At 54.0% G+C, this 15,286-nt stretch carries 16 protein-coding genes and 1 tRNA gene; 9 read left to right on the plus strand and 8 right to left on the minus strand.

Annotated features, from left to right (window positions below; translation table 11 throughout):
• The first annotated feature begins 206 nt into the window (after positions 1-206).
• A complete protein-coding gene (locus tag ACMYSP_RS07735; RefSeq protein ID WP_434586243.1) occupies positions 207-1,274 on the plus strand; it encodes an ABC transporter substrate-binding protein in 1,068 nt (355 codons plus the stop codon).
• Here ACMYSP_RS07735 and ACMYSP_RS07740 read toward each other — a convergent pair.
• Entirely contained in the window at positions 1,271-2,215 is a 945-nt protein-coding gene (locus tag ACMYSP_RS07740) for a LysR family transcriptional regulator (RefSeq protein WP_174508172.1), read from the minus strand. The two genes, ACMYSP_RS07735 and ACMYSP_RS07740, sit on opposite strands and share 4 nt — an antisense overlap.
• A gap of 341 nt (positions 2,216-2,556) precedes the next feature.
• On the opposite strand from ACMYSP_RS07740, the gene ACMYSP_RS07745 reads away from it, so the two are divergent.
• Positions 2,557-3,123: an NlpC/P60 family protein gene (locus ACMYSP_RS07745; protein ID WP_434586244.1), complete on the plus strand. Its 567-nt coding sequence runs from the start codon at positions 2,557-2,559 to the stop codon at positions 3,121-3,123.
• Between the two features lie 80 nt (positions 3,124-3,203).
• On the opposite strand, the gene phoE is transcribed toward ACMYSP_RS07745, so the two are convergent.
• Positions 3,204-4,256 carry a phosphoporin PhoE gene (gene phoE, locus ACMYSP_RS07750; protein WP_434586245.1) on the minus strand — a complete coding sequence of 351 codons (1,053 nt, stop codon included), beginning with the start codon at positions 4,254-4,256 and terminating at the stop codon, positions 3,204-3,206.
• Between the two features lie 290 nt (positions 4,257-4,546).
• Here phoE and proB point away from each other — a divergent pair, with 290 nt between their 5' ends.
• The 3 genes from proB to ACMYSP_RS07765 all read left to right on the plus strand — a co-directional run bounded on the left by proB (position 4,547) and on the right by ACMYSP_RS07765 (position 7,104).
• Positions 4,547-5,650, plus strand: a complete 1,104-nt coding sequence (gene proB, locus ACMYSP_RS07755) for a glutamate 5-kinase (RefSeq protein WP_123755598.1) — start codon at positions 4,547-4,549, stop codon at positions 5,648-5,650.
• Positions 5,651-5,660: 10 nt separating this feature from the next.
• Positions 5,661-6,914, plus strand: a complete 1,254-nt coding sequence (proA, locus tag ACMYSP_RS07760) for a glutamate-5-semialdehyde dehydrogenase (protein WP_434586246.1) — start codon at positions 5,661-5,663, stop codon at positions 6,912-6,914.
• A 114-nt stretch (positions 6,915-7,028) separates the two neighbouring features.
• Positions 7,029-7,104, plus strand: a tRNA-Thr gene (locus tag ACMYSP_RS07765).
• 152 nt (positions 7,105-7,256) lie between these two features.
• Here the strand turns inward: ACMYSP_RS07765 and ACMYSP_RS07770 are convergent.
• Positions 7,257-8,372 (minus strand): nickel/cobalt efflux protein RcnA, encoded by a 1,116-nt coding sequence (locus ACMYSP_RS07770; protein ID WP_434586247.1) that lies wholly within the window; start codon positions 8,370-8,372, stop codon positions 7,257-7,259.
• A 120-nt stretch (positions 8,373-8,492) separates the two neighbouring features.
• Between ACMYSP_RS07770 and rcnR the strand changes: the two genes are divergently transcribed.
• The gene (rcnR, locus tag ACMYSP_RS07775) at positions 8,493-8,765 is read left to right on the plus strand and encodes a Ni(II)/Co(II)-binding transcriptional repressor RcnR (RefSeq protein ID WP_434586248.1); all 273 of its coding nucleotides are present in this window, start codon (positions 8,493-8,495) and stop codon (positions 8,763-8,765) included.
• 55 nt (positions 8,766-8,820) lie between these two features.
• On the opposite strand, the gene ACMYSP_RS07780 is transcribed toward rcnR, so the two are convergent.
• The 3 genes from ACMYSP_RS07780 to ACMYSP_RS07790 all read right to left on the minus strand — a co-directional run bounded on the left by ACMYSP_RS07780 (position 8,821) and on the right by ACMYSP_RS07790 (position 10,409).
• Complete coding sequence (locus ACMYSP_RS07780) at positions 8,821-9,159, minus strand: helix-turn-helix domain-containing protein (RefSeq protein WP_434586249.1); 339 nt, start codon at positions 9,157-9,159, stop codon at positions 8,821-8,823.
• 56 nt (positions 9,160-9,215) lie between these two features.
• Entirely contained in the window at positions 9,216-9,467 is a 252-nt protein-coding gene (locus ACMYSP_RS07785) for a DUF1471 domain-containing protein (RefSeq protein WP_434586250.1), read from the minus strand.
• Positions 9,468-9,611: 144 nt separating this feature from the next.
• On the minus strand, positions 9,612-10,409 hold the full coding sequence (locus tag ACMYSP_RS07790; RefSeq protein WP_434586251.1) for an SDR family oxidoreductase: 798 nt from the start codon (positions 10,407-10,409) through the stop codon (positions 9,612-9,614).
• A 151-nt stretch (positions 10,410-10,560) separates the two neighbouring features.
• On the opposite strand from ACMYSP_RS07790, the gene ACMYSP_RS07795 reads away from it, so the two are divergent.
• The gene (locus tag ACMYSP_RS07795; protein ID WP_434586252.1) at positions 10,561-11,454 is read left to right on the plus strand and encodes a LysR family transcriptional regulator; all 894 of its coding nucleotides are present in this window, start codon (positions 10,561-10,563) and stop codon (positions 11,452-11,454) included.
• Between the two features lie 45 nt (positions 11,455-11,499).
• Here the strand turns inward: ACMYSP_RS07795 and ACMYSP_RS07800 are convergent, their stop codons facing one another.
• Together ACMYSP_RS07800 and ACMYSP_RS07805 are read right to left on the minus strand one after the other, a co-directional pair.
• Positions 11,500-12,489 (minus strand): aldo/keto reductase, encoded by a 990-nt coding sequence (locus tag ACMYSP_RS07800; protein ID WP_434586253.1) that lies wholly within the window; start codon positions 12,487-12,489, stop codon positions 11,500-11,502.
• A gap of 25 nt (positions 12,490-12,514) precedes the next feature.
• A complete protein-coding gene (locus ACMYSP_RS07805) occupies positions 12,515-13,366 on the minus strand; it encodes an aldo/keto reductase (RefSeq protein ID WP_434586254.1) in 852 nt (283 codons plus the stop codon).
• A 345-nt stretch (positions 13,367-13,711) separates the two neighbouring features.
• Between ACMYSP_RS07805 and ACMYSP_RS07810 the strand changes: the two genes are divergently transcribed.
• The gene (locus ACMYSP_RS07810; RefSeq protein WP_434587039.1) at positions 13,712-14,116 is read left to right on the plus strand and encodes a hypothetical protein; all 405 of its coding nucleotides are present in this window, start codon (positions 13,712-13,714) and stop codon (positions 14,114-14,116) included.
• Positions 14,113-15,279: a cell envelope biogenesis protein TolA gene (locus ACMYSP_RS07815; protein ID WP_434586255.1), complete on the plus strand. Its 1,167-nt coding sequence runs from the start codon at positions 14,113-14,115 to the stop codon at positions 15,277-15,279. Before ACMYSP_RS07810 ends, ACMYSP_RS07815 begins: the two co-directional genes overlap by 4 nt.
• The last annotated feature ends 7 nt before the right edge of the window (positions 15,280-15,286 follow it).

Genomic DNA, 15,286 nt, shown 5'->3' on the forward strand with positions numbered 1-15,286 from the left:
GTGAAATCATGTGGCTATAAAAACGTGTTATGCCGTCTATCACCATTGCGTTTGTTGAATAATCCCGATGCAGAAAATGCATCTCAGCCTGGCGACCACGCGGACCGTGATTTAGCTTTTTTTTACCTTTGCTCTGCCAATAAAAGCATTTAACAGCAGGCAGTTAGCCTCTTTAGGGTGAGAAAAAAACTCAGGAGTCACCCTTTATGATGAAAGCATTTTTGATCCGTACCGCCGTCGCGATAACCGCCGTCATCGCCCTGGTCGCCAGCGCGCAGGCCGACAGCCTGCGCACCATTCGTATCGGCGTGCCGGATCAGAGCGCCGGCAGCAAACCATTCATTGAAGGCCCGGTCGGCATGGCGTTTATCCGCCATCAGCTGGAAGCGGTGTTTAAACCGCAGGGCATAGAGGTGCAGTGGCAGTTTTTTAAAGGGGCGGGCCCGGCGGTGAATGAAGCACTGGCGAACCGCCAGCTCGATTTTGTCTATCTCGGCGACCTGGCGGCGATAATCGGCAAGGCCAACGGCCTCCCGACGCGCCTGCTGCTGGGCAGCCGGGGTTCTGATTCTTACCTCGCCGCGACCACGGCATCGGGAATTAAGCAGCTGGCGGATCTGCAAGGTAAGCGCGTGGCGGTCTATCGCGGGACGGCGGACCAGCTGGCCTTCGACCGGGCGCTGCAAACCGTCGGGCTGAGCGAACGCAGTATGCAGGTCATCAACCTTGACTGGAGCGCCGGAAAAGCCGCGCTGGCGGCCGGCCGTGTTGATGCAGTATGGGGCGGCGTTTCCCTGCTGGCGCTGCGTGGCGATAAGATTAAGGTGGTAGTGAAAAGCGGTGATTCAGGCCGCCAGAACACAACCCAGGCGGGCTTCCTCGGCACCCAGGCGTTTATCCAGGCCTGGCCGCAGGCTACCCAGCAAATTATTGACGTGCTAGTGAAAAACGCGGCCGAAATCAGCGATCCGGCCAATCGCGAAGCCTGGTCGGCGGAGATGGCGCAGCAGAGCCAGATCCCGCAGGCGCTGTTCCTTGAAGATCTGCGCCCGGAGGATCTCAACTTTACCACCTCGCCGCGGATCGATCCTTTCCTCACCGACAGTTTCAGCAGCAGCGTTGAGCAGGCCAAATCGGGCCGATTGATCCGTAACAGCGTTGAGGTCAGCCAGTGGGTAGACGGCCAGTTTGTCGAACAGGCCCTGAAGGCGCAACAGCTGGAAAATCACTGGCCGCAGTACGATGCGAAAGGCCAGGCGGCACACGCCGGTTAAGCCCCCTCCTCCTGCGCCAGCAGCGCGATCTGATGCTGGCGGTCGGTGTGCAGAATAATATCGATCAGCGCGTCCACCAGCGGTAGGCGGGCGGCGTGCACCGGAGAAATAATGGCAAACCGGGTCTGCATCAGCCGCCACTCTTCAGGAAGGTCGCTGAGCTCCAGCCTCACCAGGCGATGGCTGTGCTGGCACAGAGCAAAGCCATCCTCACTGGCAAAGCTGATAGCCTGAGTCGCCGCCAGCGTCGATAGCAGCGCATAGATGTGATCGCACTGGATCGTCGGCGTGAAATCCTGCTGCTGGCTGAGGGTCGCCAGCACTTTTCTGACGCCCGGCGGCAGGTACGGCGCGGCAAAGGGGTAGCGCAGCATCTCCTGAATGGAGACCGGCCCCCGGCGGGCCAGAGGATGATCGGCATGGCAAACGAAGAAACAACGTTGTGGGCTAAGCGGCTGAACCCGCAGCTGCGGATCCAACTCGGCGTGCCAGCTATCGGCCACCACGAAAGGATACTGCTGGGTGGTCAGCGCATGATGCAGGGCAAACCAGTTATCGACCTGAAACCGCACTCTGGCCTGCGGCAGACGACGATGAAACGCCCCGATGGCTGCCGGGATCAGGCGTGCCGCGGGAGCTGGCCCACAGCCGAACGCCACTTCACCATTCTGGTCGTCATCCGCCTCACACAGCAGGCTGCTGAGCTCAACGTTCAGCTCCTGGAAACGCCGAGCGTAAGGCAGTAGCTTTTGTCCGTGCAGCGTCAGCGTTGGCAGTTTACTTTGCCGGTCGAATAACGGATGGCCGACGCTCTGCTCCAGCGCCTGAATGCTGCGGCTGAATGCCGATTGCGACAGGCATACCGCCTCTGCCGCGCGGTGAAAGCTGCCATATTCTACCAACGCCACAAAGTTGCGCAGTTGGCGAAAATCCAGATGCATAAGTTGGCCTCTTAAGTTCCCTGAACGGACAAAGTACTGGACGCCAGCCCCGTCGCGCAATGGCGGGATGATGAGGATCTTTCACCTGCCTCACCGCCGGGAGATAAAGTTAAATAAGATGAGTCTTATTATTTTTCACTCAATATGGTTTCAGCGTGAAATTGTTTATTAATAAACAACGACACTGTTCGCTCCCGGATATTTAATCAACATGTTAAAAAACAGAAATATGATGGCTTTCCCTACGTAAGGTTTCGTAAATTTTTCACTAACCCTTTCTGGCGATATGGAGAATACGCTATAAAAGACGACGGTCGATCCCCTGACATGAAAATAATGATATGAAGCCTAAACTGTCCCTTGTTTTATTATTTATTCCTTTTTTGATTTTGGCAGGATGTTCATCGTCATCTAAAAAACCACCCAAAACGACGGCCCACCATCACTATGAGCCGATCGATAGCGGATCGGACGATCTGATCCCGGTCGTCGCGGCCCTGCACGATCAAATGCACACCTGGGACGGCACACCCTATGAATGGGGCGGCACGGCACAAAGCGGCGTCGACTGTTCAGGCTTTGTCTGGCGCACGCTCAAAGACCGTTTCAATTTGCCGATGGAACGCGTGACCACCGGCGATCTGCTGCATATGGGCGTTCGCGTAAGCCGCCAGCAGCTGCGCCCGGGGGACCTGGTGTTCTTCCGGATCCACGGCGGGATGCACGTCGGGTTCTACGATACGGAGCACAATTTCCTGCACGCCTCAAGCAGCCAGGGGGTAATGCGTTCCTCATTAGATAACCCGTACTGGAACTCGGTATTCTATCAGGCACGCCGCCTGCCGAAGGAGTATAACGCGCAGATCACGATGAATAGCGATACGCAGCATCTGGCAAAAAATCATTAATTGCCCGCCATAAAAAAACCGCAGCCATCAGGCTGCGGTTTGTATTTCTGCCTCGCTCATCCCTGCGGGTGAGCGTCTCATCAGAACTGGTAAGTCATCCCCAGCGCCACGATGTCGTCATCATTGATGCCGAGCTTATTATCGCTGTTCAGCTGGTTGATTTTATAATCAACAAAGGCGTTCATGTTTTTGTTGAAGTAATAGGTCAGGCCGACATCGATATAGTTGACCAGGTCTTCGTTGCCGATACCTTCGATATCTTTGCCTTTCGACAGGACATAACCCAGGGACGGACGCAGACCGAAGTCGAACTGATACTGAGCCACCACTTCAAAGTTCTGCGCTTTGTTAGCAAAACCGCCGCTGATTGGCGTCATCTTGCGGGTTTCAGAATACATGGTTGCCAGGTAGATATTGTTGGCGTCATATTTCAGGCCGGTAGCCCAGGCTTCGGCTTTGGAGCCTACGCCACGTGCCAGCAGGTTCTGGTCGTTGGTACGGTCAGAGCTGGTGTAGGCCGCGCTGACGGCGAAATCACTGCCACCAAAGTCATAGCTTAATGAGGTGCCGAAACCGTCGCCGTTCTGTTTCTTGGCGTCACGATCTTCGTTTTTACCCTGATATTGCAGAGTCAGGTCCAGACCGTCGATCACCCCGAAGAAGTCGGTATTGCGGTACGTTGCCAGGCCGCTGGAACGTTTGGTCATAAAGTTATCGGTCTGTGCGGAAGAGTCGCCGCCGAATTCCGGGAACATATCGGTCCAGGCTTCAACATCGTACAGGGCACCGAGGTTACGACCGTAATCGAAAGAGCCGTAGTTTTTCAGTTTCACACCGGCAAACGCCAGACGTGTTTTCTGAGTGGAGTCGCTTTCTGTTTTGTTGCCGGAGAACTCAGATTCCCAGCGACCGTAGCCGGTCAGCTGATCGTTAATCTGGGTTTCACCTTTAATACCGAAACGCACATAGGTCTGGTCGCCGTCTTTGCTGTCATAGTCGCTGAGATAGTGCATCGCTTTGACTTTGCCGTAGACGTCCAGTTTGTTGCCGTCTTTATTATAAACTTCTGCTGCTTGTGTAGCGGAAGATGCGACAACACCCATCATCATTAATGCCAGTGTGCTCTTTTTCATTATTCAATCCTGGTGATTTATTTATACGCGCTAATCAATTCCGGGCGAAGGCCCCCGTGAAAACAGGAGGTTTTTTAACGCTCAGATATTAAAAATTTATGACAATGTGGAACTTTTTATAAAAAAGAGTATTTAGATGTTTCTGTCATAAATTCGTCATGATGCATCGCCACAATGCCCGATCTCGCGCAATAAAGTGGTTCGCCCGACACGGCAAGTGTTGGCAAGCGGCGTGAGTCCTGTTAAAACATCAGCTCGATATCGATATTCCTTTTGAACGGCAGAGAATCATGAGTGATAGCCAGACGCTGGTGGTAAAACTGGGCACCAGTGTTTTAACAGGCGGATCCCGTCGCCTGAACCGCGCCCATATCGTCGAATTAGTGCGCCAGTGCGCGCAGCTGCACGCAATGGGCCACCGTATTGTCATCGTGACCTCCGGGGCCATTGCCGCCGGACGTGAGCATCTCGGCTACCCGGAACTGCCTGCGACCATTGCGTCAAAACAGCTTCTGGCGGCGGTAGGACAAAGCCGTCTGATCCAGCTGTGGGAACAGCTGTTTTCTATTTACGGTATTCACGTCGGCCAGATGCTGCTGACCCGCGCCGATATGGAAGACCGTGAGCGCTTCCTCAACGCCCGCGATACCCTGCGCGCGCTGCTGGATAACAATATTGTGCCGGTCATTAATGAGAATGACGCCGTGGCCACCGCTGAAATTAAAGTCGGCGACAATGACAATCTTTCCGCACTGGCGGCTATTCTGGCCGGTGCCGACAAACTGCTGCTGCTGACTGACCAGCCGGGGCTGTTCACCGCAGACCCGCGCAATAACCCGCAGGCAGAACTTATTAAAGACGTCTACGGCATTGATGACGCGCTGCGCGCCATTGCCGGCGATAGCGTTTCCGGTCTGGGAACCGGCGGAATGGGCACCAAACTGCAGGCCGCCGATGTCGCCTGCCGCGCGGGTATCGACACCATTATTGCTGCTGGCAACCGCCCTGGCGTGATTGCCGATGTCATGGAGAGCGTGTCGGTCGGGACCCGTTTCCATGCACAGGAATCACCGCTGGAGAACCGCAAACGCTGGATCTTTGGCGCCCCGCCGGCGGGTGAAATTACCGTCGATGCTGGTGCGACGTTGGCCATTCTGGAAAGAGGCAGCTCCCTGCTGCCGAAAGGGATCAAAATCGTAACGGGCAACTTCTCCCGTGGCGAGGTTATCCGCATTCGTAATAGCGAAGGTCGTGATATCGCCCACGGCGTCAGCCGTTACAACAGCGATGCGCTGCGCATGATTGCCGGGCAACACTCGCAGCAGATTGATGCCATTCTGGGCTATGAATACGGTCCGGTAGCGGTCCATCGTGACGATATGATCATCCGTTAAGGAGCTTCAAATGCTGGAACAAATGGGCATTGCTGCCAAAGCGGCCTCATACAAACTCGCGCAGCTTTCCAGTCGCGAAAAGAATCAGGTTCTGGAAAAAATTGCCGATTATCTTGAAGCGCAGACCGATGAGATCCTGCACGCGAACGCGCAGGATCTGGCGGAAGCACGCGCGAATGGTTTGAGCGACGCCCTGCTCGACCGTCTGGCACTCAACCTGGCACGGTTAAGCGGCATTGCCAGCGATGTACGCCAGGTTTGTAATCTGGCGGATCCGGTCGGCCAGGTCATCGACGGCGGTCTGCTGGATAGCGGGCTGCGGATCGAACGTCGTCGCGTCCCGTTAGGGGTGGTTGGCGTCATTTATGAAGCGCGTCCAAACGTCACCGTTGATGTCGCTTCCCTGTGCCTGAAAACCGGTAACGCGGCGATTCTGCGCGGCGGAAAAGAGACGTGGCGAACCAATGCCGCAACGGTGAAAGTTATTCAGCAGGCCCTGCAGGAGTGCGGATTACCGGCGGCAACCATCCAGGCCATTGAGAGCCCGGATCGTGCGCTGGTCGGCGAGATGCTGAAGATGGATAAGTATATCGACATGCTGATCCCGCGCGGCGGCGCTGGCCTGCACAAACTGTGCCGCGAGCAGTCGACGATTCCGGTGATCACCGGCGGCATCGGCGTGTGTCATATCTATATTGATGATTCTTCCGACATCACCGAGGCGCTGAAAATTATCGTCAACGCCAAGGTTCAACGCCCGAGTGCCTGTAACTCTGCCGAAACGCTGCTGGTGCATCAGGATATCGCCGGGCGCTTCCTGCCGGCCCTCAGCCAACAGATGGCGGAGAGCGGCGTAACGCTGCATGCCGACGCCCTGTCGCTGCCGGTACTGCAGGCTGGTCCGGCAAGCGTCGAGCCGGTGAAAGCGGCGCAGTACGACGACGAGTATCTGTCGCTGGATCTGAACGTGAAAGTGGTTGCCGGCCTGGATGAAGCCATCGAGCACATTCGTGCGCATGGTACCCAGCACTCGGATGCCATCCTGACCCGTACCCTGAGCAACGCCAACCGTTTTATCAACGAAGTGGACTCCTCAGCGGTATATATCAACGCTTCTACCCGCTTCACCGACGGCGGCCAGTTTGGTCTCGGCGCGGAAGTGGCGGTCAGCACGCAGAAGCTGCACGCCCGCGGCCCGATGGGCCTGGAAGCGTTAACCACCTATAAATGGATCGGCTTCGGCGACGATACGATTCGTGCTTAATGCTAAGCGGGTGATGCAAAAGTAGCCGTTTGATTCATAAGGCCATTGACGCGTCACCCACTTAGTTTTAACCTTTTACCCCGTGATTCGCCTGGCGATCACGCCCCTCTAAGGGCCGATATAGCTCAGTTGGTAGAGCAGCGCATTCGTAATGCGAAGGTCGTAGGTTCGACTCCTATTATCGGCACCATCACCTAAAAATATTTCAAATCAATGACGTCGATACCCTTTCTGAACATATGATTTTTTCTGAGTGATTCTGTCAGTAGGCGTTGCCGCTGTGGTTAATTGTTGGTACTGGCTAGTTCAAAGAAAAGAAGCCCTATCGGGCCTCATCAAAAGTTAGCCGGCGATACCCACTAAACCATGAAAGCCCATATATAGCCCAACTAGTCCGATTAGGATACTTGAGAAATAAGGCGCTCTTTTAGCAATAGTATTAAACCCACTCCAGCGTTTTGCGACCTGACGAACGCTGACTGCGGCACCAACACCGACAGTCACTAAGGTCAAAGCAAGGCCAATGCTGAAACAGACGACCAGAGTGGCGCCGAGAGTTAATGCTTTAAGTTGAATGCAGATGAGCAACACGGTAATCGCCGCAGGACAAGGGATTAATCCACCCGTGAGGCCAAATAACAAAATCTGCCAGTTTGTAACCTCCTTCCCGGTAAAACGGTGCTTGATATCATTAGCATGAGCCAGTTCATGTGCATCCTGATACTCTTTAGAATTAACATCCAGGCCTTCCAAAGCCGAATGATCATGATCGTGACCATGCTCATGAAACGCCACGTCGTAATCATGGACATGACCCCGATGACCTAGCGACAAGCGAACATCAAAGCTGTGCGGTTCAGGGATAGCCAATGCCGACTCTAAATATTCCCCTTTGTCTGCAAAATCAAAAACCTGCGAGAACGCCCCTTTCCCCCGATGTGTTACCAGAGAAACATCGTTAGCTTCCCATTTTCTGCCACTAAGCGTTCGTAAGCGCCAGCGTGGAGATTGCCCTTCTTCGAAGATTGAAAGCTCTACGCTGCCATGTCCGGTATCAATAATCCGTAAGTCATCATGATGATGTTCCTCACCCTGCTGCATCTCTTCCAGCCAACTTCTTTCCCCTCGCCAGGTACGCCAGAACATCCAGAATGCAGTGCCAAGGATAATCACGGCAGACGCCAACTGTAACCACGGTTCGGCTGATTCTGCGGTGAATTTATTACTGACATACATGCCACCAAAAGCAATCAGCCACACGACGGCGGTGTGGGAAAGCGTTGCCGCCAACCCAAGCATTACGGCCTGACGAACCGTGCCTTTAATCGCAATGATAAAAGCGGCCATCATTGTTTTTGAATGCCCGGGCTCCAGGCCATGAAGAGCACCCAATAAAATGGCGCTGGGAATAAAGAACCACGCATTGCCTTGTTGCAATAGTGATGTGAATTCGTTCATGAGAATAGTTCTTAGTTGCGGATTGACGGCCTGATTCTACTCCCCCCCAGTATCAAATACTACCCCCCAGTAGATCTTTAACTTTATACTCACCTGAAATCATTCTGAGGAGGGGCCACCATGTCTCATACAATCCGCGATAAGCAAAAACTTCAAGCACGAGCAAGTAAGATTCAGGGCCAGGTAGTGGCACTGAAAAAGATGCTTGATGAGCCGCATGAATGTGCTGCTGTTCTCCAGCAAATCGCCGCGATACGTGGCGCGGTGAATGGCTTAATGCGGGAAGTGATAAAAGGTCATCTGACTGAACACATCGTTCATGAAAGTGATGAAGTAAAACGAGAAGACGACCTTGATATTGTGCTGAAGGTACTGGACTCCTACATCAAATAACGACTCAAAAACCTGGTCAGATCGTTCAAAAGACGGTCTGGAACGTGTCGGCTATTTAGCTCTGAAACCGGTTCATATGTCGGTAACGCGAGGGCGGCAGGCGATAATGCTGTGAAAACACCCGGGTGAAGGTCTGCTGCGAATCAAAACCATATTTGCAGGCAATATTGATAATCGCCTCATCGGTTTCCACTAAATCCTTTGCCGCCAGATTCAGTTTCTGCTCGCGGATATATTTCCCCAGACTGACGTTCATCACCTGAACAAAAACACGCTGAAGATGCCATTTCGAATATCCCGCACGGGCGGCAACATCTTCGATCTTCAGCGGTTGATGTATATTCCGGTCGATCCAGTCAGTAATTTCTTCGATGATATCTTCTGTTTTAAACATAAATAAGCACTCACGTTAGAGAAACAACGATATCAGCCGAAGACGCCGTAAATCTGTTATTTGTAGATTTCGGCGACGCCGTGCAGACGATTATTACCGGTCGCCGACAGAATTTTATACGCGCTGGCGCCTTGCTTATCAGCCTTCTGAGATAAAGCATCGGACAGCTCATCCAGCGTCAGCGCATTGCTGGCGGAGACAACGCCGATTTTCTCTTTACCGGCGGCGTCATTCACCAGTTGGGCCGCGCTGGCTACATTAAACAGGCCTGAACTAATAAGTACTGCGGAAATTAAGATCGCTTTCATAGCGGATACCTCGTTAAATAAAAAAGTGAAAGGGGATATATTCCGCCACGTTTAAATTAAACGTCTCTGCGTCATTATTTACATCCTTGAAAACAGTATACGGATCCCGCCTGTCGGAGACCTGACGAGACCCTGACATCTTTGTCAGGAAAGAGACTTCACTTCATCGTATTGATTCAGAAAACAATTTAGCTCACTAACAATCCCCGCAGGTTCCTCAGCAAGCGGCATATTGTCGATATCCAGAATAGCGTCGATATTTTTCGGCCGATCCGCCTGAAGCGCGGCGAACAGCGGGGTGAGATCCGCTTGCCCCTCTCCTTTCTCCGCCACCAGCTCGAAGGTTTTGTTTCTCGCTGCATCGCTGGTGAGTGCACAAACCAGCACCTGCGCAATTTGCGCCCGCGCAATCACGCCATCATCCGGCGTACCGGCATGGCGACGGTCGCCCTGCAGCATCACAAGCTGGTGCTCATCATCCTTGTTGTAATCAAACCAGCCCGGCCGGACGATGGTATACGGATGACCGCTGGCGCGGACCAGACGTTCTGCGCGTCGTTTCCAGTCATGGACTTCGGTACGCTGATTCCAGCTGCTGAGCCGCTCTGTGACCCCAATGGTCGACATCAGGGCGATCCGCACCTGGGTTCCCTCCAGCAGGCGCAGGATATTACGCACGCCGCCGTAATCAATCGCCCTGGCGCCGATACGCCCCTGGCCGTCAGAGCCGAGGGTGAAAATCACCGCATCAATCTCCTTCACCGCCTCAGTCAGCGTCTCAGGCAGCGCCACGTCGCCGTAGCACACCTCGGTCTGACGAGGTAACACCCGCACTTTCTGCCGGTTTCTGACCAATGCTCTGGGCTGATGGCCCATGGCGATGGCGGTCTCGACCACCGGGAGACCGACGCTACCGGTCGCGCCTGCAATAAGAACTTTCATGGAACACCTTCTGTATTCAGTAACCAAAATGACGTTAAAAACAGGATACCGCTTGCCATTGTTCTCAGTAACCGGGCTAAAATGATTGCGTCTATGAACGGTCTTCATGAGTGCGGCCTGCAGCTGACCAGGCGCAATAAGGAAATCGCCGATGCTTAAAGAGAACTTCAACGAACTGCAAATCTTCCTGGCGGTGGCGAGGGAGCGGAGTTTCACCCGCGCGGCCGGCAAGCTCGGCGTCTCACAATCCGCGCTCAGCCACGCCATCAAGGCGCTGGAGGCGCGTTTAAACCTGCGTCTGTTGACCCGAACCACCCGCAGCGTCTCCCCTACCGAGGCTGGTGAACGCATCATCGCCAGCCTGGAGCCACGCCTTGCCGAGCTCGAACAAGAGCTGGAGATGTTGCTGCAGCTGAACGGCACCGCGTCAGGCAATATCCGCCTGTCCGCGGGTGAACATGCCGTTCGCAGTCTGGTATGGCCAAAGCTAAAACCGTTTCTGCGGGAGTATCCGGAAATCAACGTTGAGCTGGTGGTGGATAACGGCTTCGTGGATATTGTGGACGGCCGTTTCGACGCCGGCGTGCGGCTGGGGGAAAGCGTCGATAAAGACATGATAGCCGTCAGAATTGGCCCGGATATGCGTATGGCAGTGGTAGCCTCCCCCGACTATTTTGCTGCCAACGGCACCCCGGAAACGCCCCATGACCTGCAGCATCACCGCTGTATCAATATGCGTCTGCCTACCGCCGGTGGCCTGTATCACTGGGAGTTTGAGCGCGAAGGTAAACCGCTGCGCGTGCGGGTTGAGGGACAGCTGACTTTTAACCTGCTGTCAGAAAGGATTGATGCGGCGCAGTCCGGCTTTGGCATCGCCTGCGTGCCGGAAGATGTGATTGCGGAGTCGGTCCGTTGCGGCACATTGGTTCAGGTGCTGGAGTCATGGTGCCCCACTTTCCCTGGCTACTACCTCTACTACCCCAGCCGAAAGCAGCATCCGCCGGCGTTCGCCCTGATGATTGATGCACTGCGCTTTAACGAGTAACGATTGCGATTAACGGGCCGACGGCTATCCGCCAGCCCGCTACGGTTACCGTCCCACTCGCGCCTGCATCTCTGCGGGATAGCGCTCACCAACTACCTTCACGGTATCGAGTGCCTGGGTAATCTGCTGCAAATCCGCCGACGAAAGGACAACATCTGCCGCCCCCAGGTTCTCCTCCAGACGATGCAGTTTGGTGGTCCCCGGGATCGGCACGATCCACGGTTTTTGCGCCAGCAGCCATGCCAGCGCGATTTGCGCCGACGTCACGCCTTTCTCCGCGGCCAGCTCGCCGAGCAACGCAATCAGCCGTTCGTTCGCCGCGATGGCCTCAGCGGCAAAGCGCGGCACTTTACTGCGGAAATCATCGGCCCCGAAAGTCGCCCCAGGCTTAATGGCGCCGGTCAGGAACCCCTTACCTAGCGGGCTGAAGGGGACAAACCCGATCCCCAGTTCCTCCAGCAGCGGTAAAATTGCCTGCTCAGGCTCGCGCCACCACATCGAATATTCGCTTTGCAGCGCAGCAACCGGCTGAACGGCATGCGCCCGGCGAATGGTCTCAACCCCGGCTTCTGACAGGCCAAAGTGCTTAACCTTGCCTTCCGCGATCAGCATTTTTACGGTGCCGGCGACGTCCTCGATCGGCACATCCGGATCAACCCGGTGCTGATAGAGCAGATCGATGACATCCGTTTTAAGGCGGCGTAGCGACCCCTCGACCGCCGCGCGAATATGTTCCGGACGGCTGTTGAGGATCTGCTGCTTGTTGTCGTCGCCGAAGGTAAAACCAAATTTGGTGGCGATCACCACCTGGTCGCGAAACGGTTTCAGAGCTTCGCCGACCACCTCTTCGTTCAGATACGGGCCGTAGACTTCCGCGGTGTCAAAAAAGGTCACACCGCGCGCCACGGCAGCACGGATCAGCTCAATCGACTGACGGGTATCCGTCGCCGGGCCGTAGCCATAGCTGAGCCCCATACACCCCAAACCCAGAGCAGAGACGTCAAGACCTGATTGACCAAGAGAGCGTTTTTGCATGTGACAAGTTCCTCTTTTATTGAGTTTAGACGTCGAGTTTGCGGCCGGTCAGCCACTCCACCATCGCCGGATCGCGATGCGAGAAGAAGGCGCTGGTCGCGGTATCCAGAGCGGTAATGTGCACCATGTCTTCCGGGCTCAGCTCAAAATCGAGGATATTGATATTCTCTTCCATCCGCGCTTTACGCACGGATTTCGCCAGCGAGACAATGCCGCGCTGGTAGATCCAACGTAAAACGACCTGACCGACGCTTTTGCCATATTTTTCCCCGATCGCCGTCAGCACCGGATGCTGGAACAGGCCATTTCGCCCTTCGGCAAAAGGCGCCCATGCTTCAGGCTGAATACCACGGCTCTGCATCCACGGCGCCGCCTGCAGCTGCTGGTGGAACGGGTTAACTTCAATTTGGTTGACCGCCGGTACCACCTGATTAAAGGCCATCAGGTCCGCGAGCCTGTCCGGGTGAAAATTACTCACGCCAATGGCGCGGATTTTCCCGGCTTGCTGCAGCTCTTCCATCGCCCGCCATGCCCCGTGCACGTCGCCGTAAGGCTGGTGAATCAGGTACAGGTCAACATAATCCAGCTGCAGGCGGTTCAGCGAGCGTTCAAACTGCGCCTTCGCCCCTGCATAACTGGTGTCATGGAGCCACAGTTTGGTGGTGACAAAAAGCTCATCACGCGCAATGCCGCTCTGCCGGAGCGCATTCCCCACCTGGGTTTCATTCTGATAGGAGGCGGCGGTATCAATCAGGCGATAGCCGGTATCAAGGGCATCCAGCACGGCACGCTCGCACTCTGCGGCATCCGTCATCTGGAAGACACCAAAGCCCAGCAGGGGCATCTCCATACCATTATTCAGTTTTACCGTTTGCATGACGTTATCCTTCAGCTGTTGTGTGATAGAAGCATAACGCAGAGTGATTTATTCGATTAGATAGCGGAATGAACTAGGGTTTATTAGATGCATTCATTAATCAAGCAGGCGTCTGCCGCCCGCCCGCAGACGGATTCAGGCCATGTATCTGGCGTGGAGAATACCAGGATAATAACGATATTGTATTTCACCAGGATAATTCTCGCCTTTTGGTTAAAAAAACAACCTTTGAGGTGCTTAATCTGAATTAAGTTAAAAGCAAAGCGCCATCGTTGTGACTTAAAATCCTTTCTGCTAGTGTCGATAAATATAACTTATCAAATAGTATTTATTATGGTGGAAATCATGACAAGGAATAACCTGCTAACGTTGGTTTGTATTTCCGCGGCTCTGTTACAGGGTTGTGCCAATATAAAAAAATCAGACAGCGCGTTAATGAGTACGCCTGCTGCGAAAAAAGAACAACCGGCCCAATTACCCGCCCTGCAACAGTGTATCCAGGATGCTGACGCATTGGTTAAGTTAGATAAAAAATTCCAGAAAGACTCCAGCGAGCTGTATGGCTTAATTAACGACGCAAAATTCTATGCCTCGGTTTCAGGACAAACGTCGGCGAGCGTAAAAGCCACCATCACCCCGCTGTTTGAATACAAGATCAACGATAAATGTAATAGCATTTCGCAGAAGCTAATAAAAGAATTTGAAAACCGGGCGAAAAAAGCCGATCTCAATGACGGGATCGCCAGATGATCCACCGTCCGGGGATATTGCAGGCATACGATCGTCATCTGCTGACGCTCGCCGTTGTGCTCTCGACCCTTTTTGTTTTCCCCCCTGCGCATTCTGCGGGGGAGGACTTCCTCGAGAATATTTCTAAACTCGAGATCCAGCATCCGCCGCCCTCAGATAGCGGAGCCGCAGAATCGCCCGCGGGCCAGCAGCGGCCGGGAGGCGGCAGTATAACCAGCCAACAAGCCTCTCAGAAGCCAGCCTCCGTCAGAAAGGCCGCCGGCCAGAACAGTAAAGCAGATAATACGATTGCGGCTCTGCGGCAACAGAATGCCGAGCTGAGTGCCGCAGTCAAAGCGGCAGAGAAAAGGCGTGACGAGACCACCCGCACGCTAACGGCGCAGATCGCCGCGCTGGAAGCCCGAAGCACGGCGCCTGACGGTAGCCAGAACGAAAAGCTGAACGCGCTGAGCATAAAGAATGCAGAGCTGACAACCGCCGCCGAAGCCGCGAAAAAGAAACACGATGCTGCGGTTGCCGTATTAACCGATAAAAATAAAACGTTACAGTCAGCCCTCGACCAAGTGGCGGTAAAAGACGACAAGCTTAACCTTGCAGATAAAAACAATAAAAACGCCTATGCCTTAGGGGTTTTCTATCTGACTCAGGCCTTATCGGCGATGGAAAAAATGACCGATAACGGGATCAAGCTCGCCCCAGCGGCATTGGTATTTGGATTTAACGATGCCTACCATCAAAAACTGAAAATAAAAGAGAGTGAGATTGAAAAAACCGTTAACGCCCTGAACGACCAGATGTCGGCAAAGATTGTTGATATCGATAATAAAATCATGGCGAAAATAAAGAATAAAAAATACGAAATCTTACCGAACGGCGTCTATTTTGTGGTGGATAAGAAAGGTAAGGAAAAATACAAGCCTGACGAGTTGCTGTCCATGAATATTCTGGAGAAGAAACTAGACGGTACGCCGATATTAAACACCATGAACTCCAGCATGGTGTATGACAAACAAACCGATCCGCTGATGGATAAAGTCCTGTCGTCCGGCTTTAAAGGCGGCACGGTCACCCTGTATGGTCAGGCGGGTTCACTCTATAACCCGCCGCCGGAGGCGATCCACCCCACTACGTTAATATCGATCACCTTCGAGCTGCTGCCATAGCAGCTCA

The organism is Klebsiella sp. R390 (genome assembly GCF_051131745.1).
In the GTDB taxonomy this organism is placed as follows: Bacteria; Pseudomonadota; Gammaproteobacteria; order Enterobacterales; family Enterobacteriaceae; genus Klebsiella.